The organism is Rhodococcus sp. BP-241 (assembly GCF_019836145.1).
Taxonomy (GTDB): Bacteria; Actinomycetota; Actinomycetes; order Mycobacteriales; family Mycobacteriaceae; genus Rhodococcoides.
This window is the reverse complement of sequence record NZ_JABUEI010000009.1, coordinates 153,876-175,951: the sequence shown is the minus strand read 5'-3', so window position 1 is coordinate 175,951 and position 22,076 is coordinate 153,876. Positions and strand designations below refer to the sequence as shown.

The window sequence follows — 22,076 nt, the reverse complement described above, 5'->3', positions numbered from 1 at the left end:
TCTCAGAGCCCGATGGTCCGATCGTTGTTCTCGAGGAGTTGACGGCCGTAGGCCTCGCGGCCGATCTCGGGCGTCACCAGAGCGTGGCGAGCAGCGGTCTCGCTGTCACGCCAGATGCGCCCGAGGACGTTCGCGTCGGCGAACGAGCCCGCGCCGTTGGCCGTCAGCAGGTAGTCGATCTCCTCGTTGATCAACTCGGCGACGACACCCGTGTCGTTGCGCACACGCGCGAGGGCCTCGGGGTCCGGCAGCACACCCTTCCCGGCCGCGCCGTCGATCTCGGCGGCGATCGAGTCGATCAACAGCTCCGCGAGGTGCAGTTTGGTGGCCGCACGCGCGACGTTCAGCTGATGGGTCGGCGAGTCCTTGGCCTGCGCGTACGCGGTGTAGGCGACCGGCTTCTTCGGCAGCTTCTCGCGGGTCAGTTCCAGGGCGTGGCGGCCCAGGCCGATCTGGGGGGCGACGAGGATTCCGGCCGCGACGGCGTTGAACGGCATTGACGCGATGGTGTCCTCGGTGAAGGGCGAGCGGAACTTCGAGGCGAACATGTCCGGAACCGCCTGGACCCGGTACTCGGGGAGGAAGTGATCCTTGACCACGATCGTGTCGCTGCCCGTTCCCTGCATTCCCGCCACGAACCAGGACGGCTCGATGGTGAACGCCTCGGCAGGGATCAGCGCCATCCCGGGGACACCACCCTCCAGGGTGATGGTGATGCTGGCCCACTGTGCGGCGAACGAGCCCGAGGCGTAGGGCCAGCGTCCGCTGACCAGGTAGCCGCCCTCGACCTTCTCGCTCTTGTCGCCCGGGGAGAAGATCCCGCAGATTCGCGCACCCGGATTCGGACCGAAGATGTCCTGCTGGGTCTGCTCGGTGAAGGTGCTTGCATACGCGGTGGCGATCAGGGTCAGTGCCGTGACCCATCCTGTCGAACCGTCGCCCCGTGCCAGTTCGGCGACGACGTCGCACGCCGTCTTGAACGAGGAACCGTGGCCCCCGAGTCGCTCGGGAACCATCACGTGGAAGAGCCCTGCTGCGGCGATCGCGTCGATCACCTCGGGAGAGACCTTGCGATTCTTCGTCGCGTCGGCCGCGTGTTCACGGATGAGGGGAATCAGCGCGGTCGCCCGCGCCACCAGGTCCGCGTCGGAGACCTGCAGGGTGTGCAGGTCGGAGAAATCGGTGTCGGCAAGCTGAGTCATGGTCGTGTCTCTTTCCCTCGAGGACGTCGTTCGGGCTTCGGTGGCCTCGATCACGTCGGACTCGTCCATCATGAGACGGCCGTCACGTTCTCACAATGTCGCAAAGTTACCCGGGTCCATACACCGGACACATCGAGTGCGCGATGCCGCGGACGCATGGCTTTCCCGACGATTCTGGCTGTGGACCACAGCCGGTGACGGTGTTGGTATGTAGCGCACGTCACAGTCGGCGCGGAGATGCCGGCGGGCCGTACACCACGAGGAGCACACATGAGTCGAACCATCATCAGCGGAGCATCGGGCGATCTGGGGCGGAGAGTGACGCGTCTACTCCTCGACGAGGACCCCGACCGGGAACTGATCCTGACGACCCGGACCCCGGAGAAGCTGGCAGATCTGGCCTCGGACACCGTGCAGATCAGGCATAGCGACTACGCGTACCCCGAGACCGTCCGACAGGCATACGAGGGCGGCGACGTCCTCTTTCTGATCAGTGGCCTCAACCTCGGACGCCGGGTGTCCGAGCACCGCGGCGCGATCGCCGCAGCACAGCACGCCGGCGTGGAACACATCGTCTACACCTCGGTCGGCGGGGTGCAGCCGGGCAATCCTGCGCTCTCGGCCATCGATCACTGTCAGACCGAGCAGGATCTGCGCGACTCCGGCATCGCGTACACATTCCTCCGCAACGCGCTGTACGCAGAGATCGTCAGCAACATCCTCGTCGCTCCCGCGGTCCCCTCGGGCATCCTGTCGCAGGCCACCGGTGACGGCTACCTTGCGCCCGTCGCGAAGGAGGACGTCGCACGCTCGGCGGCAGCGTGTCTGATGAATCCGGCGGCGCACGCCGGCCGGATCTACGAGATCACGGGTCCCGAACTTCTCAACTTTCACCAGATCGCCGCCCTCGCCTCGCACGTGCACTCCTCGCCCATCGAGTACACGCCGGTCTCCGAGGACGACCGTCTGGCGTTCTTCGACGCGGTCGGCATTCCCCGCACCTACGATCCGACCATGCCCCCGAGCCCCGACGGCCACCTGTGGGCGAGCGATGAACTCGTGTCCGCGGAAGTAGCTGTCGCGCAGGGGTACCAGGCCCTGCAGAGCCGCCACGTCGAGCAGATCACCGGACGTGAGCCGGAACCGCTGGCCACCGTCATGGAGCGCGTCCGCGAGGTGCGCTACGACAAGATCGAGGCCACCGTGGCGTGACCCACGCACTCCCGGCGGGGTCGGTCGTCCGCATCGACGGCCGACCCCGGTGGGCACCACTTCGATTCGCACACAGACTACTTCGATTCGCAGACACGACGGGGGACGACCACCGATCATGAGCACACCAGTGGAGCCGACACCACTACGGCCGCGCGCCGCGACGCACTCGCCGTCCGCGCCGCCGCCGACGGATACGCGACGGCGCGAGATCAGGCGAGTGGTGTTGTCGAGCTACCTCGGCAGCACCATCGAGTACTACGACTTCCTGCTGTACGCGACGTCGGCCGCGATCGTCTTCGCGCCCGTCTTCTTCTCCGACCTCTCCCCCGTCGCCGGCACCATCGCCTCGCTCGGCACCTTCGCCGCGGGCTACCTGGCACGACCGTTGGGCGGCATGATCTTCGGTCACTTCGGAGACCGGCACGGCCGCAAGTCCATGCTGCTGGTGTCGATGACCGTGATGGGCGCCGCCTCGTTCCTCATCGGCCTGGTACCTCCTGCCTCCGCCATCGGATCCTGGGCGGCGGTCATCCTGATCCTGCTCCGGGTTCTGCAGGGAATCGCCATCGGCGGGGAATGGGGCGGCGCAACCCTGATGTCGCTCGAGCACGTCGGGGGACGCGGCCGCGGCTTCGCCGCCGCGTTCACCAATGCCGGGGCTCCCACCGGGTCGCTGTTGGGCACGCTCGCCCTCACCGTCGTCGCACTCCTCCCGGAGGACGATTTCCTCACGTGGGGATGGCGCATCCCGTTTCTGCTCTCGGCGGTGCTTCTCGTCGTCGGCCTCTTCGTGCGCAGCCGGGTGTCCGAGAGCCCAGTCTTCACGGAAGCGTTGCAACGCAGCGCAGTACAGTCTTCGGACGACCGTCGGACCGCACCGATCATGAGCATCCTGCGCCGACCGCGGAACCTGGTCCTCGTCGCCGGCGGGTGCATGGCCGGCGTCGCCATCCAGATCATGTTCGCGACCTTCGCCATCGGCCATGCGACGAAGTCGGGTGTGCCCAGATCCGATGTGCTGCTCGGGTTCGCCGTCTGCCACTTCGTGGCGATCTTCGCGCTGCTCGGGTTCGCGTGCCTGTCCGATCGGGTCGGACGCAGACCGGTCATGCTCGCCGGTCTCGGCGCCTTCGCGCTGCTCGTCTTCCCGGTCCTCGCGCTGCTGTCCTCCGGGAATGCGTTCCTGGTGACAGTGGCCTTCGTTCTCGGCTTCTCCATCGTGCAGTCCGCGACGTTCGGCCCGATGGCCGCCTACATCGCGGAGCAGTTCGGCACGTCGGCACGCTACACCGGTGCGTCGCTCGGGTATCAGGCCGCGACATTGTTGGGAGCCGGCTTCACGCCGGTCATCCTGGTGTCGCTGCAGGCCGCCGCGAGCGGATCCACGTACCTCGTCGGGCTGTACATGATCGGGCTGACACTCGTCAGCGCGGTGTTCATCGGCCTCAGCCGCGAGAGCAAGGACCGAGACCTCGACACCTACGAGCACTGACCGTGCGTCGCCCGGCACCCTGCGGCCGGGCGGACCGGTCGAGCCCACGTCCACCCACCGCGATCAGACGCGGTGGGTGGAGTCGTTCCCGGGCGTACCGGCACCGGTGGCGGCGTCGAACAGCACGCGTGCCTCCTGGATGCGGTCGGTGTGGAGGAGCGCCCACTCGACGAGCGTCATGATCAGGTCGGACAGTTCGCGACCCATGGGGGTGAGGCTGTACTCGACGTGCTTTCGGACGTCCGCGACCACCCTCCGCTCGTACATCCCGTCTCGTTCCAGCACCCGGAGGTTGTGGGTGAGCATCTTCTGCGACAGGGGGTGGGTCGGATCGAGCGTGTCGAGCAGCCGACGCATGGCCGACGGCCGGAGGGGACCGACCCGCGAGATCACGAGAAGCCAGTTCCTCCAGTAGTTCCCGACGTGGCCGACGACGCCGACGACCGGGGCGGCCTTGTTCCGATCGAATTCCGCGAGCAGGCACGCCAGGTGCCGGCACAGATCCTCGGCGCCCTCGGAGGCGGCGGGAACACCACGAAGGACGACCATGATGTCGTTCATGACCAGATCCACCGACGTGGTGTCGCGTGCGGCGGAGTCTGCCGTCATGAGCCGTCCGTTCCTGACGTGGCCGAGGCATCCGGGCCGAGGGGCCGAGGGTGAGTCCGGGGAGTCAGTCCCCCTTGCGGGACTGGTCGACCAATTGCCCCTCGTGCGAATAGCTTTCGTAGGCCTCGGCGAGATCGCGGTACTTCCGGAACTCGCGGAGCCCATCGTAGTCGCCCCGCCGCACCCGATCCACGAAATCAGGATTCGATATCTGGGCACGTCCGACACCGATCAGGTCGAAGTCACCCCGGTCGAGGCCGTGACGCACGCGGACGATGTCCTCCTCCACCTGCAAGAGCGGTTCCTTGTCGTCGAAGACGTCGCTCGCCAGATCGGTGGACAGCCCGACGCTTCCGATCGTCATCACCGGCAGACTCGTCATGTCCTTCACCCACGCCGCGACACTTCTCCGGGTGTCCAGTTCGGGCCACCCCGGTGCGTCGAAGCGCCGCGCGGAGATGTGGAAGACGTTCGCGCCGGCACGCTCCAGGCGGTCGAGGAAGGGTCCGAGATCGTCCGGATGTTGTGCGATCTTCGCGCCGTAGTCCACTTCCTTCCACTGTGAGAACCGAACCGAGATGATGAAGTCCGGCCCCGTCGCAGCCCGTATCGCCGCGATGATCTCCGCGGGATACGACGCACGCTCGACCAGCGTGTCACCGCCGTACTCGTCGGTGCGCACGTTCGTCTCGTGCCACAGGAAGAGGTCGAGCAGATAGCCGTGTGCGCAGTGCAGTTCGATCCCGTGCGCACCGAGACTCCTGGCGATGACGGCACTGTCCACGTAGGCGTTCTTCGTGTCCTCGAGGTCCTGCGCGGTCATGGCCACCCCGTTGTGCCGTCCCTCCTGGATCAGGCCCGATGGGCTCCATGCGGGGTGATGCGGATACGGGTTCTCGATGCCGTCCACGACGAGCCGCAACGCACCCGGGTGCCACAGCTGCATCAGCACCACGACGTCACCGGTGCTCGTCACCTCGCGCACCACATGTCCCCAGTCGTCGGCGGTCCCACGCCCCAGAATGCTGAAGGCAGGTTGCCAGTAGCCCGCGGGATGTTCGGGGGCGGCGCCCTCCGTGATGATCAGCCCCGGCCCCTGTTCCGCCGTGGCTCGTAGTGTGGACGCCATCCCGGCGGTGGGCCGGTATCCGCGAGAGCCTCGCTGCATCGCCGGCAGGAAGAACCTGTTCCGGACCGTCGTGGATCCCAGCGTCACCGGGGAGAAGAGCGGATCCACCGTGAGCGATTCGCGGTCGGCGAGTACCGAATCTGATTGCATGTGAACACCTTTCGACAGTGATGATCGATCGGTTGTCAACGTTACGTGCGTCACTACGAACGTGACAATGGGGTACTTTTCGGTGCCCATTCCTCGTCGGGCGTCATGCAGCGGACGCATGATCACGGCCACGAAGCTGCCGTTGCACCGGCACCGTCCGGGCATGAGGATGAGTACGGGCGTACGCGCCGGAACGTCATGGTCGAGGTCGCCGACGCGAACGAGGGAGCACATCCATGCCGCACATCTCGATCGAGTACACGAGAAACCTCGCCGACCGGGTGGATGTCACAGCCCTGGTCGATGCTTTGCACTCCACGGCGCAGCGTCTGAACGTGTTCCCCGACTGGGGGATCCGAACGTTCGCGACGGTGGTCGACACGTTTCGCGTCGCCGACGACGTCGCGGGCGGGGATACCGGATACGTGCATGTACGCGTCAAGGTGGCGGGCGGACGGGACGAGATGGTTCTGCAGCGGATCGTCGACGAGTTCCACGCGACCCTCGCCGCGGCGCTGGCAGACCTCTGCGGCGACCGATCGGTGGGGTATCAGCTCGAGCTCTTCGAGTTCCGGCCCGCCACAACACGGTCGGGCGGCAGTATCCCCGGAGCGCCCGCGTTGTCGATGTAGCGGGGGCGCTGAGACAATGTGCGAGCCGGACTCGGGCGCGAGAGTCGATGGTGACGGTCGGCCGATCACCGCCGAGTGCTGCCCCCATCGACGACGAGGATCTGCCCGGTCACGAATTCGGCGTCGTCGGATGCGAGGAAGGCCACGGTGCCGGTGACATCGTCCGGTAGCTGGGTCCGTTTGATGTCCTGCAACCGCACACTGTTCTCGAAGAACGCGTCGTTGGTTTTGCTCACGGAGGCCGCCGTCCGCACCAGACTCGGAGCGATGCTGTTGGCCGTGATCCCGTGCGGCCCCAGGCTTGCGGACAGGGCGGAGGTGAAGCCGTTGAGCGCGCCCTTCGCCGAGACGTACGACACGAACGGTGGCGGTGGCGTCCAGTAACTCGACGACGAGATGTTGATGATGCGTCCCGCGACCGATCGCATCAGGTCGGGAAGAAAAGCCTTGGTCGTCAGGAAGGCACCGTCGACGTTGACCGCGAACGTTTTTCGCCACTCGGCGAAGGTGACGTGCTCGAAGTCGCCCATGAGAACGACCGCGGCATTGTTGACCACGATGTCGACACCACCGAAAGTCTCGCGCACCGTCTGTGCGAAGGAGTCGATCTCGTCCTCCGTCGAGATGTCGACCCGGCCGCTGACGAAGCGCGTGCCCTCCGCCTCGACGAGCGTGCGGGTATCCGAGGCGTCGTCGAGGTCCGCCACCGCGATGTCGGCTCCCTCCGATGCGAGCTTCACGGCTATCGCCTGGCCGATTCCTGTCGTACCACCGGTGATCACGGCGGTTCTGCCGGCCAGTCTGTTACTCACTCGAACTCCTCCACTGCCTGGGTCATCTGTCCGAGCCAGTGTTCTGCGTCGCCATCCGATATCGCATCGACTGTTCGTTCAACGAACATCGAGGCTCGGCGAACGCGTGCATGGGCTTCTCTGTGTGGGCCCGCACCCTCGACCCATCGACAGGAACAGACATGACCGTGATGACATACGCCCGAACGATCGACGGCGCCGAAGAAGCCTGGCTCCGGGCAATTCAGGAGGGAACCGACGACCAGCGCGAGCTGATGCTCGACGAGTGCACCGTGGTCCACGGACCCGTCGGCCATATTCACGGACGGGAGGAGTTCCTCGAATACAACGCGTCCATGGGCGCCATCGTCGAGGCCGAGACGAGCGATGTCCTCGTGGTCGAGCATCCGGGAGTCGCCATCGTCTCGTGTCACCAGAGAATGCGGGTTCGGATGGATGCGGAACTGACTCCGTTCCTGATCCAGGCCGGCGTGACCAGGGTCTGGTTCGACACCCCCGACGGGTGGAAGTTGGGATTCCAGCAGTTGTCGCGGCGCCAACCCGTCATGTGAACGCCGCCCGGATCGAGAACGGCGCGTCCGATCGTCACCTCGTCTTGTCGGAATCGACCGGTTCGGAAGAGTGGGAACGAATCGCGACCCCCGGCCGCCATCCCAGGGCACGTGAGATACCGATGCCGCTCGAGACGAGTTGTGGCACAACCGCCTGATGCTTGACCGACCCGGCCGAGACCACGACCGACAGAGCGGCCACGACCACCCCGCGCTGGTCGATGATTCGCGTCGCCACGGAATCGGCGCCGTCACTGAGCTCTTCACGGACCACGACGGTCCCCGTCGCGCGGCAGTACGCCAACTCCTTACGCAACACGTCCGGGTCGACGATCGTTCGTGCTGTGTAACGCCGCAGTGTCCCTCCCAGAACGGTGTCGATGAAGGCGGGGCTGCTGTGACCGAGCAACACCTTGCCCACACCCGAGCAATGAAGCGGAAGAAGACCGCCGACCTGCGACTCGAGTTCGATCGCGTTCGGTCCGGACAGGCGTTCGATCACCACTGCCCGGTCACCCTGCAGCACCGCCAGTTGAACATGTTGGTGCAGTGTCGCACTCAGGTCCTCGACGAAAGGTTGTGCCGTGGTCCTGAGCATCTCCGCATTAGGCGCCAGGGTGCCCAGACGCCACAGCGACAAGCCGATACGGAACATGTTGTCGGCTCCGCGCTCGAGTGCGCCCACTTCGGCAAGCTCGAGAGCAAGTCTGCGCGCAGTGGCATGCGGGAGTCCGGTTCGGCGCACGATGTCGGACAAGGTGAGCTCGGTGTGCTCGTAGTCGAATGCGAACAGTATGTCGGACAGACGCGATGCGACGCTTCGTCCCGGCTCGCTCGTACGCGACATTGGTCCCCCTCGGCTCCGGTATCAGACCACTGTACGGATATCCGTTGAACGAACACTGCTGTTCCCAGAACTTCGTCCCGACCGGATGCTGATCCTGTCGACACTCGCCTCGGCAATCACCGAACTCTCAAGGAGCTCAACAGATCATGGGATCGGACAGTATCGACATCGCCATCGTCGGCGGTGGCATCGGCGGCCTCGCGGCAGCCGCGTCGCTCCGCGCACAGGGCTTCGCGCCGATCGTGTACGAGCAGGCGCGGGCGTTGACCGAGATCGGCGCCGGCCTGGTGGTCGCACCGAACGCGGGACGGCTGCTGCGCGGGCTGGGAGTGCTGGAAGGACTGCTCACCCGCGCCGTGAGGCTCGACGTCGGCTGGGAGTTCCGTCGGTGGCAGGACGGGTCGGTGTTGTCGTCCGAAGATCTGGAATCGGCCTGCCGGGACCTCTACGGCGAACACACCTACACCGCTCACCGAGCAGACCTGCTCGACGCTCTGCGGTCGGCTGTACCGGAGTCGTCCGTTCGGCTCGGGATGCGCGCCACGTCCGTGTCGTTCGACGGCGAGGACGCCGTGGTGACGTTCGAGAACGGCGATCGGATACGTCCCGGGCTGCTCGTCGGAGCGGACGGTGTGCATTCCGTCGTCCGACGATCCATAGCCGGAGACCATCCCGCACGCGAGTCGGGGATCTGCGCTTTCCGTGCGCTCGTCCCGGCATCCCACGCACCGGAGTTCGCGACACGCGCCGCCCAGACGCTGTGGGTGGGCCCGGACCGCCACCTCGTGCACTACCCGGTCTCGAGCGGCAAGTTCGTGAACGTCGTGGCCTTCGCGCCCACCAGCGCCGCCACCGTCGAGTCGTGGAGCGCGACGTCCTCGACGGAGGAACTGGTCGCGGAGTTCGAGGGATGGGATCCGAGGTTGTCGAGGCTGATCGAAGCGGCCGGCACCCCGGGCCGGTGGGCTCTCCTCGATCGCGAACCCCTGGACGGATGGAATCGCGGCAACGCGACGATGCTCGGCGACGCGGCGCACCCGATGTTTCCGTTCTTCGCGCAGGGAGCCGCGCAGGCCATCGAGGACGCTGCCGTTCTCGCGCTGTGCCTCTCCGAGCACGGCCCCGACGTCCAGTCCTCTCTCGAAGCGTACGAAGCGATCCGCCGACCGCGGACCACGCGGATGCAGCACGTGTCACACGGTCGGTCACTGGTCAACCACCTGCCCGACGGCGTGGAGCAGAGGGCACGTGACGATGCCTACGCGGCCGGCGATCCCCTCACCGACAACGGGTGGATCTACGGATACGACCCCGTCGATGCCGTTGCACGACACACATTCTCCGCGGATGCCGACCGGCCTCCGGCCTTCCCACTCGGCACCTCGTGATCCATCCTTCGAAAGGCTTCCCGATGACATCGGCAACCGGCAGCGAACTCGTGGTTCGAGGTCTCCTCGACGCAGGCGTGTCCGTGCTGTTCAGCTTGAACGGCGCGCATGTGGACGGGATCTTCCAAGCCGCCCTGGACCAGGACCTCGACATCGTCGACGTCCGCCACGAGATGAACGCAGGACATGCGGCGGAGGGATACGCACGAGTCACGGGAGAGATGGGGGCCGCGGTCGTCACCGCGGGCGGCGGCTTCACCAACGTGCTGACCTCCATCACCAACGCCCACCTCGATCGAACGCCGATGCTGTACATCACGGGATCCGGACCACTGGCGACCGACCTGGTCAATGACCAGCAGGCCGGGTTCGACCAGGTCGCGATGGCGGCACCGGTGACCAAGTTCGCTCATCGCGTGACACGTGCCGACTTGATCCCCCGTGTTCTGGCGCAGGCGATCCGCACCGCCGAGTCGACACCGCGGGGCCCCGTCCTGCTCGACATTCCCTGGGACGTGCTCAGACAATCCGTCGAGACGACGGACACGCAGAACTACCGCACGGTGATCGACGGGTACGGGTGTGCACCGAACGACGTGTCGGATCGCATTCTCGACGCGTTGAGCACGGCTCGACGCCCGGTGGCGCTGGTCGGCAACGCATTCGGCTCGCGGGAGTCCCGCGCGCAGCTGCACGATTTCGCCTCGCGTGCCGGCATCCCGCTCGTCTCGGACTACGAGGGACTCGGCGCCCTCACGGGTTCGGACTGGCACGTCGGTCTCGTGCAGTCGTTGGCAACGCTCGCACCGGACGACCGACCCGACATGGTTCTCGTGCTCGGAGTGCGTTTCGGTCTTCCGACGCGGTTCGCGACAGGACAGCTGATTCCCGGGGACGCTCGCGTGTTCCAGATCGATCCCGACGGGAGGGAACTGGGCCGACTGCAGAACGTCGAGGTGGGCATCCAGGCCGATCCAGTGGCCACCGTCGCCCACTTCGGCGACCGTCTCGGTGTGGGAGCCGCACCTGCACAACGCAAGGCCTGGCTCGCGCGGCTGAAGCAGGCCACCGACGAGCACACCGCGAGCCTTCAGGCGGAGGCCGAAGCACACACCGGGGCCATACACCCGTTCCTCGCGGTGCGGACGATCGCGATGACGGTCCCGGACGAGTCGGTCATCGTCGTCGACGGAGCCTTGACCGAACTCTGGTTGTCCGAGACGATCGCGTCGGCGAACGTGTCGCACTTCCTCGGTCACGGCTATCTCAGTTCGATGGGATGTCAGATGGGCACCGCACTCGGTGCCCAGTACGCGAACCGAGAGCGCGCGACGGTTCTCGTCACGGGTGACGGAGCCGTGGGTTACTCACTGGCAGAGTTCGATTCGATGGTGCGCGCCGGGCTCCCGGTCGTCGTCATAGTTCTGAACAATCAAGCTTGGGGTGCGACGCTGCACACCCAGGAATGGCTGTTCGGCACGGATCGGGTGACGCACAACCGGCTGCCGAACGGCTCGTACAGTGCCGTGGCACGCGCGCTGGGCGCGGACGGCATCGACGTCGACACGCTGTCGGAACTGCGGCCCGCCATCGAGTCCGCGCTGCGGTCCCGCAGGCCGACCTGCATCGATGTCCGAGTGAGCCTCGACCCCATCCCACCCGAGGAACGCAGCTTGATGGGCGGCGGTCCGTTCACGACGGTCACGACTTCGTCGACGTGACGACACGACCCCACTCACGGATTCACCTTCACCCACGACCCGAGGACATCGACATGCGAGAACCACTCACCTACGAGATCGCCACGGCTGCTGCCGAACACGGCATCGCTCGCGCCCGGCAGGACGGCCGGGCGGTGTGCGTCGTCGTCGTCAACCGCAGCGGGATCATCAAGACGCTGCTGGCAGACGACGGTGTGGGCGTACTCGGTGTGGAGACCGCACGCCGCAAGGCGTACACGTCCGCAGTCAGCGGCAAGACCACCGCCCAGTTCGCCGCCTTCGCGGCATCACCCACGATGCAGCACTCGCCCGTGCATCTCGTCGACGCGGAGTTGCTCCCCGTCGCCGGCGGAGTTCCGATCGTCACCGCGGACGGCGAGGTCATCGGTGGGATCGGCGTGGGTGGGGCCGACGACATCACCGACGGAGCGATCGCCGGGGACGCCCTCGACTCGATCAGCGAATTGGTGGGGTGACCCGTGCCCCCACCCGAGCCCTCGACGACGGACACGGCGCGCCCGTCGAATCCGTTGTCGCTCAGCGTCACAACCATCACAACCGATCAGGAGACGATCCGATGACCACAGCAACGTCCGATACCGGTACAGGCTACGGGCGACCGATTCCCGCACACAACGCACGATTGACGGAGGTGGGTCCCGGCACACCGATGGGCGAAGCGCTGCGTCGCTACTGGCACCCGATCGCCAGTTCCGAGGCCTTGATCGCCGGAGCACTTCCGGAGCGTACCCGGGTCCTCGGCGAGAACCTGGTCGTGTTCCGTGACGGGCAGGGACGCCCGGGCGTCGTCTTCGAGCGGTGTGCTCACCGCGGGGCCAGCCTGCACTACGGTCGTGTCGAGGACGACGGCATTCGTTGCTGTTACCACGGCTGGAAGTTCGACGTCCAGGGTCACTGCCTCGATCAGGCCTTGGAACCCGGCGGAGGACTCAAGCGCGAGAAGGTGCGTCAGCCGTGGTACCCGGTCGAGGAGCGCTACGGCCTCGTCTTCGTCTACATGGGTCCGCCCGATCGCAAGCCTGCACTGCCACGATTCGACGCGCTGGAGGACCTCGGTGACGGCGAGAAGTACTACGCGAGTTGGCCGGTGCCACACGCAGCGATCACGGGGATGCCGAGCGACTTCAACTGGCTGCAGAACTACGAGAATGCGGCGGATCCCACCCACGTGACCTGGCTCCACTCCACGCACAGCGGCTTCCAGATGCTGGGAACGGGAACCTTCGGCTATCCGGAGCAGTTCTTCCACGCTCCCACCATTGCCGATCGGGTGACGTACGAGCGCACCGAACACGGCCTCAAGTACATCCACCGGTTCGAGCAACAGGATGACACCGGCGTCGTAGCCGACCTCGGATTCATGGTCGAACTGCAGCTTCCCAACGTGTTCGGTCTGCCCGACTACGTGCGGGTCTCGCCCGGTGTGCGGCACGACCAGGTGATGTGGGTCGTGCCGTCCGACGACACGAGCCACCGGATCTTCTTCTCGATCCGGTCGACCGATCCGCAGCGTATGAACGAGTTCGCGTTCGGCATCACCCAGGACGACAAACAGAACTACGAGATGACCGAGGCCGAGAAGCACCGGACCCCGGGAGACACCGAGGCGCAGAGCTCGCAGGGACCGATCACCTTGCACTCGGAGGAGACTCTGGCCACCGCGGATCGCGGTGTGGTCATGCTTCGCCGCATGCTGCTCGCCATGGTCGAGGACGTGGCGGAAGGACGGGACCCGATGAACATCGAGCACGACGACAGCTTCGTTCGACACGTCGACTCGGGCGTGCTCGCCGTCGAGCCGACGGAGCGCACGAAGAAGTCACGTACCGCTGCCGATGTCGGAGTCTGACGAACGCCCATGACCGACCAATGGCTCGACACCGTCGTCGAGAGCCGCAGAATGGCCACCGACCGCATCGAGGTGCTGGATCTCGTGCGGACGGACGGTGCCGAGTTACCGGAGTTCGAGGCGGGTGCCCACGTAGACGTCCTCGTCGACGCGGAACTGAATCTCGTTCGCCAGTACTCGCTCTGCGGACCGACACATGATCGGTCGCGGTACCGCCTCGGCATCCTCCTCGAACCCGCGTCGCGAGGCGGATCGGTGCGCATGCATGCGTTGACGAAGGGTGACCTGGTTCGGATCTCGTCGCCGCGGAACCGATTCGGAATCGCGGGCGACGCTCGCCGCCACGTACTCGTCGCCGGAGGGGTCGGCATCACCCCTCTGTTGGCGATGTCGTACGCGTTGCGTTCAGTGGACGCGGACTGGGAGTTGCACTACTGCGCACGCAGTCGCGACGACGCAGCCTTCGCCGATGAACTGGACGGTGATCCACGGGTCACCTTCCACTTCGACGACGGCCCGCCCGACCGACGTCTGGCGGTGACCACGGACGTGGGCCTTCCTCGGAGCGACACGGCACTGTACGTGTGCGGTCCCGGCGGCTTCATGGACTTCGTCATCACCTCCGCGGCGGACATCGGATGGGATCCGTCGTCCATCCACATGGAACGCTTCGCACCGTCGGAGGCTGCAGCGGCGGCCGGCGACGCCTTCGTGGTCCGGTTGGCTCGCAGCGGCGGGGAATTCGTGGTCCCTGCCACGGAGAGCGTGCTGGACGTGCTGACGGACAACGGAATCGACGCTCCGTACTCCTGCCAGCAAGGAATCTGCGGGGAGTGCATCGTCACCGTGCTCGCCGGGGAGCCCGACCATCGAGACGACGTCCTCACCGACCGCGAACGAGCGCTCGGACAATTCGCGACCTGTACTTCCCGATCACACTCGACCATTCTGGAGTTGGACCTATGACCACTGTTTCGCATGATCGCGACGTCGACGCCTCCGTTCTGGAGGCGGAGCGCCTGTGGCTGCACGCACTGACGATCGGGTTCGAGGCACTGCGCGAGCTGATGCTCGACGACAGCCACGTCGTACACGGGCCGGTGGGCAAGATCGATCCCGTCGACAGTTTCGTCGAGTTCCAGTCCCGACGCCGCCACGCCGTCGTCGCACGGGCCAGGGACACGAGGGTGACCGTTCGGGGTGAATACGCCGTCGTGTCGTGCCTGCAGGAGATGCACATCGTGTTCGACGAGAAACTGCCGCCGTTCCCGATCGAGGAAGTGGTCACCAGGATCTGGCGGAACACCGACGACGGATGGAGGGTGGCTCACATGCAGCAGTCCAAGCGGCTGCCCCCGGCCTGACATCCCGGACGGATCTCGACAGCAGCGTCCGCTGCGACACCCACATCCTGCGGCAGCGACCGCAATTCACGGAGGTACACGATCGTCATGACTCTGACCGAGGTCGCAGTGCGCACGACCCACCTGTTCATCGGCGGCCGACAGGTGGACGCCGAGGGCGGCCGTAGTTTCGACACCGTCGAGGCGCTGACGGGCACCCCCATCGCCCGCGTGGCAGCGGCATCGGTGGCGGACGTCGACAAGGCCGTCACCGCCGCCGCGGAGGCGTTCGCCGACTGGTCGTCGCGGCCACCGAGCGCGCGGCGGGCTGTGCTGTCGACTGCAGCGCGCCTGATGCGCGAGCGCGCCGACGAGTTGGTGGCGATGATGAGTCGGGAAATGGGGGCGACCCTGCCGTGGTGCAGGTTCAATGTGCACGTCGCCACCACCATGCTCGACGAGGCCGCCGCTCAGGCATATTCGGCCGTCGGCGAGGTGATCCCGTCGGACGTGCCGGGGCTGACGGCACTGGGGGTGCGTCAGCCCGTGGGTGTCGTCGTCGGAATCGCGCCCTGGAACGCCCCCCTCATTCTCGGCGTGCGATCCGTCGTCTGGCCGCTCGTGTGGGGGAACACCGTGGTCCTCAAGTCCTCCGAACAGACCCCCTGCACCCAGGCGGCGATCGTGGAGATCCTGCACGAAGCGGGAGCCCCGACGGGCGTCGTCAATCTGATCAGCAACGCCCCGGAGGACGGCCCCGCGATCGTCGAAGCGTTGGTCGCTCACCCGCACGTCACGCGAGTCAACTTCACCGGGTCGAGTCGTGTCGGTCGCATCATCGGTGAACTCGGAGGCCGCCACCTCACGCGCGTCCTCCTCGAACTCGGGGGCAAGGCGCCGTTCCTGGTGCTGCCGGACGCGGATCTCGAGGAGGCGGCCGCCGCCGCGAGCTTCGGGGCCTTCATGAACCAGGGCGAGATCTGCATGTCGACCGAGCGGATCGTGGTTCTGCGCGACGTCGCGGACGAGTTCAGCGCGCTGCTGTCCGCACGCGCGGGAAGATTGGTGGTCGGGCCACCGTCCGACGCCGCGTCACAGGTCGGCCCTCTGGTGCACAGCGCCGCCGTCGACCACGTCGTCGCCCTCATCGACGATGCCCGTGCGAAGGGTGCCGACATCCTGACGGGCGGATCCGCGGACGGTCTGTTCGTCGCACCGACCGTGGTGCGCGGCGTGACGCCGGCCATGCGCATCTACGACGAGGAATCCTTCGGGCCGGTCGTGTCGATCATCGAGGTGGACTCGGTGGACGAGGCCGTCGCGGTTGCCAACGACACCGAGTACGGGCTCTCCGCAGCAGTGTTCGGGAGGGACGCCGCGGCGGCACTCGACGTCGCGTCGCGCATCCGGTCCGGCATCTGCCACATCAACGGAGCGACGGTCCACGACGAGGCTCAGATGCCCTTCGGCGGAGTGGGCGCCAGCGGCTGGGGTCGGTTCGGATCCCGAGCGGCCCTGGACGAATTCACCGACCTGCGGTGGATCACCATCCAGTCGGGTTCACGGCACTACCCCATCTGACGACGATCATCCCTCTGCTCGACCGACCGTGAGGACACCCGTGACCCTGCACATCACCGACTTCGAACCGATCAGCGGCACACCGGTTCCAGACCCGTTCGTATTGTCCGAATCGGTGCGGGACCAATTGGTCTCCGTCGTCGGTCGAGAGAACGCGTCGATCGATCAGGCCGAGCGAGACGACTACCGCGATCCGTACTGGTTCCCCGAGGACCGAACCTACGATTCGTCTCTCGTGGTGTTTCCGCAGTCCACCGAGCAGGTTCAAGACCTCGTACGGATCGCGAACGCGAACTCCGTTCCCGTCTGGGCATCGTCGCAGGGCAGGAACAACGGCTACGGCGGCCCGTCCGCGCAGGTGCGCGGCTCGGTACTGATCTCGTTCAGGAAGATGAACCGCGTACTCGAGATCGACACGGAACTCGCCTATGCGGTGGTGGAGCCAGGTGTCCGATGGTTCGACCTGTACGAGGAACTTCACGCTCGCGGGGACGAACTGTTGGTCTCCGTTCCGGACATCGGCTGGGGATCGGTGATCGGCAACTCCTTGGACAACGGTGTCACGTTCATGCCGGCAGGATCCGACTTCTCCGCGCAGTGCGGCATGGAGGTGGTACTCGCCGACGGATCGCTCCTGCGGACCGGAATGGGAGCCCAGGAGGACAACGGAAGCTGGCACACGTACAAGCGTGGTCTCGGACCGGTACTCGACCCGCTCTTCATGCAATCGAACTACGGCATCGTCACGCGCATGGGTATCTGGCTGATGAAGCGACCCGAAGCCTATTCGCCGTTCTATCTGTCCATTCCGCGAGATCATCAGCTCGACCAGGCCATCGACATCGTGCGCGAACTTCGGCAGGAGGGCATTCTCCGCGGCGTCCCGAACATCCAGGACATGCTCACCGCGGGAGAGGTGCACTTCCCCGAGCACCGAGGGAAGTTTCCGAGCTTCGTGGCGCCGACATGGTCCGACGAACAACTGGACGAACTCGCGGACGAGACCGGAATCGGGCGGTGGGGCGTGCGGACGGCGCTGTGGTCGGACCCCGACACACTCGACCTCCACGAACGCAGGATCAGGCAGGCGTGGTCGGCGATCGAGGGCGGGGAGGTCACACGGCTGGCGACCTACACCGCCGAGAACTGGCACACGCTGGAGTCGGCCGGCTTCATGGATCGACTCTCCGGCGGGATTCCGTGCCGGGACTTCATCGACGCTCTCCCCGACTTCGTCGGACATGTCGGCTTCTCCCCCGTCGTCCCGCTTCGTGGAGCCGAGGTCGCGGGAGTCATGCGCCAGGTCCGATCGGAGGTGGTGGAGCGGACCGGGGTGAACTACTTCTGCGCGATATTCGTCACCAACGACCGGTCTGCCACCGTGGTCACGCCCGTGTTCTACGTGCGCGACGATCCGGCCCGGGTCGAGGCAGCGCTGGACACCGCCACGCACTTGCTGCGCCTGCTCGGGCAGCAGGGCTACTGCGAGTACCGAGCACATCTCAGCTTCATGGATCTCGCGCAGGAGCAGATGGGCTTCGGCGACCACGCTTACAGGCGGTTCGCCGAAAAGATCAAGGATGCAGTCGATCCCCGAGGGATCCTCTCGCCGGGTCGTCATGGGATCTGGCCGTCGAGCTACCGCCGTCGATGAAGCGAGCGACACCGACACGTGATCGACAGCCGTGGACCATCGACGACGCCCCCGACCAGAGTGGGCGGACCGTCGTCGTGACGGGATCGAATACGGGCATCGGGTACGAGACCGCTTCGGCCCTGGCCGGTCGTGGGGCACACGTGGTGCTCGCCGTCCGCGACGACGAACGGGGCCGTGCGGCAGCCACGCGCATGCGGGCGAGACACCCGAGGGCCGCCGTCTCGGTCCAACGGCTCGACCTGAGTTCGCTGGCCTCGATACGCGCAGCGGCCGAGCAGATCGCGGCCGACCATCCGCAGGTGAGCGTTCTGGTGAACAACGCCGGGGTCGCCCACTCCCCCCGCGCTTTCACCGAGGACGGTCTCGAGCGGATCTTCGGCACGAACCATCTCGGCCACTTCGCATTGACCGGACTTCTGCTCCCGTCTCTGCTCGACACACCGGGGTCTCGCGTCGTGACGGTCAGCGCCCTCGCACACCGACAGGTCGAGGACATCGACTTCGACGACCTCCGCCGCGTCGACGACTACGACCCATGGACGGTGTACGGAGAGTCGAAGCTCGCGAACCTGCTGTTCACACGAGAGTTGACCGGGCGATTGTCCGGCACGAACACCATCGCGGTCGCAGCCCACCCGGGTCTCGCACGAAGCGATCTCTCCCGCAACGCCTCTCGGCGCGAGAGAGCGCTGTTCCGCGTCCTCGCACCGATACTGCAGACGACCGCCATGGGGGCTCTGCCCACCTGCCGTGCCGCGACCGACCCCACGCTCGGAGGGGGCGAGTTCCTCGGTCCGCGTCGGCGTGGCATCCGCGGGGCGCCGGTCGTGGAAGAACCCGGCGTTGCAGCACGGGACGATCGGACAGCTCGGCGACTGTGGTCGATCTCGGAAGCGCTCACCGATGTGGTTTACCCGGTGTGACGAGTTGTCGAGGAGTTCATCCCGGTCCGAGGCAGGTTTGTCGGACTATGCTCGTCAGGTGCGGAAGGTCATCAGCGTCGCGAACCTCGACCTCAACTTGCTGGTGTCGCTCGATGCCCTTCTCCAACAGAAGAGCGTGACCCGAGCAGCACAGCAACTGAGCTTGAGTCAGCCCGCACTGTCGGCCGCATTGGCTCGCCTACGGCGCCACTTCAACGACGAACTTCTCTATCGCGTCGGCAACGAGTACCACCTGACTCCGCTCGCGGCAGAGCTCCGGCAGCGCGCCGGCCTCGCGCTCGACGGTGTCGAACGAGTCTTCGCCGCCCAACCGGAATTCGATCCCGCCGAATCGACGCGTGAGTTCGCGGTGTTGGTCAGCGATTACGGAATCACCGTACTGGGCGACACGCTTGCCGGACTCTTCGCCGAGGCAGCGCCCCATGCACGACTCCGGTTCCAGCCGACCAACCCGGATCTCGTTGCCCGCGCCGAACATACGCTGGTCGGCACCGACTTGATGCTCGTGCCGCACGGCTTCGTGACCGACCTTCCGCACCGGGATCTCTACCGCGATCGGTGGGTGATGGTCGTCTCGGCAGACAACGAGAGTGCGACCGCCGAGGTGACCGTCGACGACCTCAGGTCGTCGCCGTGGGTCGTGGTGTTCCACGGACAGACAGCGGCGACCCCGGCCGATCGCCAACTCCGCATGCTCGGCATCGAGCCGAAAGTCCAAGTCGTGACGGAGAACTTTCTGACCGTTCCCGGCCTCGTCGCGGGCAGCAACCGAATCGCGCTGCTGCAGGAGAAGTTGGTACGGCTCCTCCCCCTCAACTCGGGAGTCCGCACGATGCCGTGCCCGGTCGACGTCGGCGAACTGGTCGAGGCAATGTGGTGGCACCCGGTGTACGACCGCGATCCCGAACATGTCTTCCTGCGAGACATCGTGATTCGTGCCGCCGATCTGGCGACCGGAGAGCTCGGCTGACAACTGCCCCTACTTCACCGCGATCGGATTGACCGGCGCTCCGACGGCTCCCGTGACCGGGATCGGCGCTGCGGTCAGGAAGAACTCGTACGTTCCGTCCGTGGCGCAGTCCTCGGCCAGGGCGTCGGGGTCCCACATCTCGCCGAGGAACAATCCGATGTTGGGGATCGCAACCTGGTGCAGGGGTTGGAACGCGACATCGAACTCGTTGGGCCGCACTTCGAACCCCCATGTGTCGGTAGCGATCGCGGCGATCTCACTGTCGTGCAACCAATCCGCAGTGGTGAACGACAGTCCTGGCGCCGCGCCGCCGGCATAGTCGCCCCAGCCGTCGCGACGGGCCCTGCTCAACTGACCGGTGCGGACCAGCACCAGATCACCGCGCCGAATTTCGGACGTGCGGCCCTGCGCGGCGACCGTGGCGGTCAGATGCTCGGTGGTGATGGCGAAGCCGTCGGGAAGCTCACCGTTGTCGCCGAACTGCCTCCCGACATCGAGCAGGACACCACGACCGACGATGCCGTTGGCAACCGTTTCGATCCCGGTGACCCCGTCACCGAGACTGGTGACGACCGAACCTGCCGGTCGGCCGTTCCACGCCGTCCCGTGATCGAAGATGTGGCCCAACCCGTCCCACTGCGTCGAACACTGGAGGGGCATGGAGACGACGTCGTCGGCCCCGCCCAATCCGTGCGGGAAACCTTGAATTCCCGCTGCGGCATCGGTTCCGGTGTCGAGCATCGTGTGAACCGGGTTCGTCCGGCGACGCCAACCCTTCTGCGGTCCCGACATGTCGAAGCTCTGCGACAGCGAGAACGACTTACCCTCGACGATCAACGACCCTGCGGCAGCTCGCAGATCGTCGGTGAGGTAGTTCATCGTCCCGCGGACGTCGTCGTCGCCCCACCTGCCCCAGTTACGGTTCCTGGTCGCCGATCTGGCGATCTCGCCTTCGGGATCGGTGCGGTCGAGCGCCCGCCGGTTCTCGTGGGTGCTGGTCATGTGACTACCTTCCATGGGTGAGATCGGACATCCGCGCGTCCGTCCCTGATACGCCGGTGGTCCACGACCCTCGCAGGGGGAACCTCCGGCACCGCATGCGATGTTCCGACGGTGTTCTCCAGAGTGCCGATGCCCTCGACAGTCATGGTCACCACATCGCCCGCCTGCAGAGGTGGCGGTGTCTGCTCGCCCCGTCGACCCCACAGCTCGGCGAGACAACCCCCGTTTCCGACTGTCCCACTTCCGAGAACGTCCCCGGGATGAATCCACGAGTCACGAGACGCGTAGGCAACCAGAGCGTCGAAGCTCCATCCCATGTTCGCGAGCGAATCATGGCCGACACGTCGATCGTTCACGTCGACAGTGCACGACAGATCGAGGAATCCGTCGGTGTCACGACGGCTGTGGAATTCGTCGGCGGTGACGATCCATGGCCCCAACGTGCTGGCGAAGTCCTTGCCCTTCGCCGGTCCCAGGCCGACTTCCATTTCACGGCGTTGGATGTCGCGCGCGGACCAGTCGTTGAGAATTGTGTAGCCGAAGACATGCCGGTGCGCGTCCGCCATCGTGACGTCTCGACCGGACGTCCCGATGATCGCGGCAACTTCCAGTTCGAAATCGAGTGCGCGACATGCCGCGGGCGGTGCGACCACGGCCCCCGGGCCGCTGACGGTGTACGGGTTGGTGAAGTAGAACCGCGGGGCTTCGTACCACGCGTCGACGACGCCGACCTGCCCGTCGACACTGCGGCGCACACCCTCGACATGCTCTTCGAAGGCGACGAAGTCGCGCATGGTCGACGGCTGCAACGGTGCCAGCAGAGACACCTCGTCCAGCGCGACCGACGGCCCGTCCAGTGCGGCCGATCCGAGGTCGAGAGCACGAGGCAGTCCGGCGCTCAGCAACTCCTCCATCGAGACCGGCACGGCATGCACACGGTCGCCTCTCACGACACCGGCAG

The 22,076-nt window shown here is 66.1% G+C and carries 21 protein-coding genes; 14 read left to right on the top strand and 7 right to left on the bottom strand.

All coding sequences use genetic code 11. The features are described from left to right. Positions 1 to 2 precede the first annotated feature (2 nt). Positions 3 to 1,202 carry an acyl-CoA dehydrogenase family protein gene (locus tag HQ308_RS17830; RefSeq protein ID WP_222647395.1) on the bottom strand — a complete coding sequence of 400 codons (1,200 nt, stop codon included), beginning with the start codon at positions 1,200 to 1,202 and terminating at the stop codon, positions 3 to 5. Positions 1,203 to 1,472: 270 nt separating this feature from the next. Here HQ308_RS17830 and HQ308_RS17825 point away from each other — a divergent pair, with 270 nt between their 5' ends. Beyond that, positions 1,473 to 2,414, top strand: a complete 942-nt coding sequence (locus HQ308_RS17825; protein WP_222628226.1) for an SDR family oxidoreductase — start codon at positions 1,473 to 1,475, stop codon at positions 2,412 to 2,414. Between the two features lie 118 nt (positions 2,415 to 2,532). Further along, positions 2,533 to 3,909 (top strand): MFS transporter, encoded by a 1,377-nt coding sequence (locus HQ308_RS17820; protein WP_222647394.1) that lies wholly within the window; start codon positions 2,533 to 2,535, stop codon positions 3,907 to 3,909. A gap of 63 nt (positions 3,910 to 3,972) precedes the next feature. Here HQ308_RS17820 and HQ308_RS17815 read toward each other — a convergent pair whose 3' ends face one another. Next, positions 3,973 to 4,518 (bottom strand): helix-turn-helix domain-containing protein, encoded by a 546-nt coding sequence (locus HQ308_RS17815; protein WP_261770266.1) that lies wholly within the window; start codon positions 4,516 to 4,518, stop codon positions 3,973 to 3,975. 64 nt (positions 4,519 to 4,582) lie between these two features. After that, a complete protein-coding gene (locus tag HQ308_RS17810) occupies positions 4,583 to 5,797 on the bottom strand; it encodes a 12-oxophytodienoate reductase (protein ID WP_222647393.1) in 1,215 nt (404 codons plus the stop codon). Between the two features lie 236 nt (positions 5,798 to 6,033). Here HQ308_RS17810 and HQ308_RS17805 point away from each other — a divergent pair, with 236 nt between their 5' ends. Next, a complete protein-coding gene (locus HQ308_RS17805; RefSeq protein ID WP_222647392.1) occupies positions 6,034 to 6,429 on the top strand; it encodes a 5-carboxymethyl-2-hydroxymuconate Delta-isomerase in 396 nt (131 codons plus the stop codon). A 65-nt stretch (positions 6,430 to 6,494) separates the two neighbouring features. Here the strand turns inward: HQ308_RS17805 and HQ308_RS17800 are convergent, their stop codons facing one another. Next, complete coding sequence (locus tag HQ308_RS17800; RefSeq protein WP_222647391.1) at positions 6,495 to 7,241, bottom strand: SDR family NAD(P)-dependent oxidoreductase; 747 nt, start codon at positions 7,239 to 7,241, stop codon at positions 6,495 to 6,497. Positions 7,242 to 7,402: 161 nt separating this feature from the next. Here HQ308_RS17800 and HQ308_RS17795 point away from each other — a divergent pair, with 161 nt between their 5' ends. Further along, the gene (locus HQ308_RS17795) at positions 7,403 to 7,792 is read left to right on the top strand and encodes a nuclear transport factor 2 family protein (protein ID WP_222628235.1); all 390 of its coding nucleotides are present in this window, start codon (positions 7,403 to 7,405) and stop codon (positions 7,790 to 7,792) included. Between the two features lie 34 nt (positions 7,793 to 7,826). On the opposite strand, the gene HQ308_RS17790 is transcribed toward HQ308_RS17795, so the two are convergent. Then, positions 7,827 to 8,639 carry an IclR family transcriptional regulator gene (locus tag HQ308_RS17790; RefSeq protein WP_222628237.1) on the bottom strand — a complete coding sequence of 271 codons (813 nt, stop codon included), beginning with the start codon at positions 8,637 to 8,639 and terminating at the stop codon, positions 7,827 to 7,829. A 146-nt stretch (positions 8,640 to 8,785) separates the two neighbouring features. Between HQ308_RS17790 and HQ308_RS17785 the strand changes: the two genes are divergently transcribed. The 10 genes from HQ308_RS17785 to HQ308_RS17740 all read left to right on the top strand — a co-directional run bounded on the left by HQ308_RS17785 (position 8,786) and on the right by HQ308_RS17740 (position 20,113). After that, a complete protein-coding gene (locus HQ308_RS17785) occupies positions 8,786 to 10,027 on the top strand; it encodes an FAD-dependent monooxygenase (protein WP_222647390.1) in 1,242 nt (413 codons plus the stop codon). A gap of 23 nt (positions 10,028 to 10,050) precedes the next feature. Continuing rightward, positions 10,051 to 11,748 (top strand): thiamine pyrophosphate-binding protein, encoded by a 1,698-nt coding sequence (locus tag HQ308_RS17780; RefSeq protein WP_222647389.1) that lies wholly within the window; start codon positions 10,051 to 10,053, stop codon positions 11,746 to 11,748. A gap of 53 nt (positions 11,749 to 11,801) precedes the next feature. Beyond that, on the top strand, positions 11,802 to 12,224 hold the full coding sequence (locus HQ308_RS17775; protein WP_222647388.1) for a heme-binding protein: 423 nt from the start codon (positions 11,802 to 11,804) through the stop codon (positions 12,222 to 12,224). Between the two features lie 101 nt (positions 12,225 to 12,325). Then, a complete protein-coding gene (locus tag HQ308_RS17770; protein ID WP_222647387.1) occupies positions 12,326 to 13,618 on the top strand; it encodes a Rieske 2Fe-2S domain-containing protein in 1,293 nt (430 codons plus the stop codon). Between the two features lie 9 nt (positions 13,619 to 13,627). Next, on the top strand, positions 13,628 to 14,584 hold the full coding sequence (locus tag HQ308_RS17765) for a PDR/VanB family oxidoreductase (protein WP_222647386.1): 957 nt from the start codon (positions 13,628 to 13,630) through the stop codon (positions 14,582 to 14,584). Beyond that, the gene (locus HQ308_RS17760) at positions 14,581 to 14,982 is read left to right on the top strand and encodes a nuclear transport factor 2 family protein (protein WP_222647385.1); all 402 of its coding nucleotides are present in this window, start codon (positions 14,581 to 14,583) and stop codon (positions 14,980 to 14,982) included. The genes HQ308_RS17765 and HQ308_RS17760 overlap by 4 nt, the downstream gene beginning before the upstream one ends. Positions 14,983 to 15,069: 87 nt before the next feature. Then, entirely contained in the window at positions 15,070 to 16,542 is a 1,473-nt protein-coding gene (locus HQ308_RS17755; protein WP_222647384.1) for an aldehyde dehydrogenase, read from the top strand. Between the two features lie 40 nt (positions 16,543 to 16,582). Then, positions 16,583 to 18,196, top strand: a complete 1,614-nt coding sequence (locus HQ308_RS17750) for an FAD-binding oxidoreductase (protein ID WP_222647383.1) — start codon at positions 16,583 to 16,585, stop codon at positions 18,194 to 18,196. Further along, positions 18,193 to 19,122, top strand: coding sequence for an oxidoreductase (locus HQ308_RS17745; protein WP_222647382.1), 930 nt, complete (start codon positions 18,193 to 18,195; stop codon positions 19,120 to 19,122). Before HQ308_RS17750 ends, HQ308_RS17745 begins: the two co-directional genes overlap by 4 nt. Positions 19,123 to 19,180: 58 nt before the next feature. Beyond that, positions 19,181 to 20,113, top strand: coding sequence for a LysR family transcriptional regulator (locus HQ308_RS17740; protein WP_308115813.1), 933 nt, complete (start codon positions 19,181 to 19,183; stop codon positions 20,111 to 20,113). 9 nt (positions 20,114 to 20,122) lie between these two features. Here HQ308_RS17740 and HQ308_RS17735 read toward each other — a convergent pair whose 3' ends face one another. Together HQ308_RS17735 and HQ308_RS17730 are read right to left on the bottom strand one after the other, a co-directional pair. Next, complete coding sequence (locus tag HQ308_RS17735) at positions 20,123 to 21,115, bottom strand: cyclase family protein (RefSeq protein WP_222647380.1); 993 nt, start codon at positions 21,113 to 21,115, stop codon at positions 20,123 to 20,125. Then, positions 21,112 to 22,065: a fumarylacetoacetate hydrolase family protein gene (locus HQ308_RS17730; protein WP_308115812.1), complete on the bottom strand. Its 954-nt coding sequence runs from the start codon at positions 22,063 to 22,065 to the stop codon at positions 21,112 to 21,114. Before HQ308_RS17730 ends, HQ308_RS17735 begins: the two co-directional genes overlap by 4 nt. Positions 22,066 to 22,076 lie beyond the last annotated feature (11 nt).

Excerpts from the sequence above, each read along its gene's own strand:
- HQ308_RS17830 (WP_222647395.1), bottom strand. The coding sequence starts at position 1,202 with ATGACTCAGCTTGCCGACACCGATTTCTCCGACCTGCACACCCTGCAG.
- HQ308_RS17825 (WP_222628226.1), top strand. The coding sequence starts at position 1,473 with ATGAGTCGAACCATCATCAGCGGAGCATCGGGCGATCTGGGGCGGAGA.
- HQ308_RS17820 (WP_222647394.1), top strand. The coding sequence starts at position 2,533 with ATGAGCACACCAGTGGAGCCGACACCACTACGGCCGCGCGCCGCGACG.
- HQ308_RS17815 (WP_261770266.1), bottom strand. The coding sequence starts at position 4,518 with ATGACGGCAGACTCCGCCGCACGCGACACCACGTCGGTGGATCTGGTC.
- HQ308_RS17810 (WP_222647393.1), bottom strand. The coding sequence starts at position 5,797 with ATGCAATCAGATTCGGTACTCGCCGACCGCGAATCGCTCACGGTGGAT.
- HQ308_RS17805 (WP_222647392.1), top strand. The coding sequence starts at position 6,034 with ATGCCGCACATCTCGATCGAGTACACGAGAAACCTCGCCGACCGGGTG.
- HQ308_RS17795 (WP_222628235.1), top strand. The coding sequence starts at position 7,403 with ATGACCGTGATGACATACGCCCGAACGATCGACGGCGCCGAAGAAGCC.
- HQ308_RS17790 (WP_222628237.1), bottom strand. The coding sequence starts at position 8,639 with ATGTCGCGTACGAGCGAGCCGGGACGAAGCGTCGCATCGCGTCTGTCC.
- HQ308_RS17785 (WP_222647390.1), top strand. The coding sequence starts at position 8,786 with ATGGGATCGGACAGTATCGACATCGCCATCGTCGGCGGTGGCATCGGC.
- HQ308_RS17780 (WP_222647389.1), top strand. The coding sequence starts at position 10,051 with ATGACATCGGCAACCGGCAGCGAACTCGTGGTTCGAGGTCTCCTCGAC.
- HQ308_RS17775 (WP_222647388.1), top strand. The coding sequence starts at position 11,802 with ATGCGAGAACCACTCACCTACGAGATCGCCACGGCTGCTGCCGAACAC.
- HQ308_RS17770 (WP_222647387.1), top strand. The coding sequence starts at position 12,326 with ATGACCACAGCAACGTCCGATACCGGTACAGGCTACGGGCGACCGATT.
- HQ308_RS17765 (WP_222647386.1), top strand. The coding sequence starts at position 13,628 with ATGACCGACCAATGGCTCGACACCGTCGTCGAGAGCCGCAGAATGGCC.
- HQ308_RS17760 (WP_222647385.1), top strand. The coding sequence starts at position 14,581 with ATGACCACTGTTTCGCATGATCGCGACGTCGACGCCTCCGTTCTGGAG.
- HQ308_RS17755 (WP_222647384.1), top strand. The coding sequence starts at position 15,070 with ATGACTCTGACCGAGGTCGCAGTGCGCACGACCCACCTGTTCATCGGC.
- HQ308_RS17745 (WP_222647382.1), top strand. The coding sequence starts at position 18,193 with ATGAAGCGAGCGACACCGACACGTGATCGACAGCCGTGGACCATCGAC.
- HQ308_RS17735 (WP_222647380.1), bottom strand. The coding sequence starts at position 21,115 with ATGACCAGCACCCACGAGAACCGGCGGGCGCTCGACCGCACCGATCCC.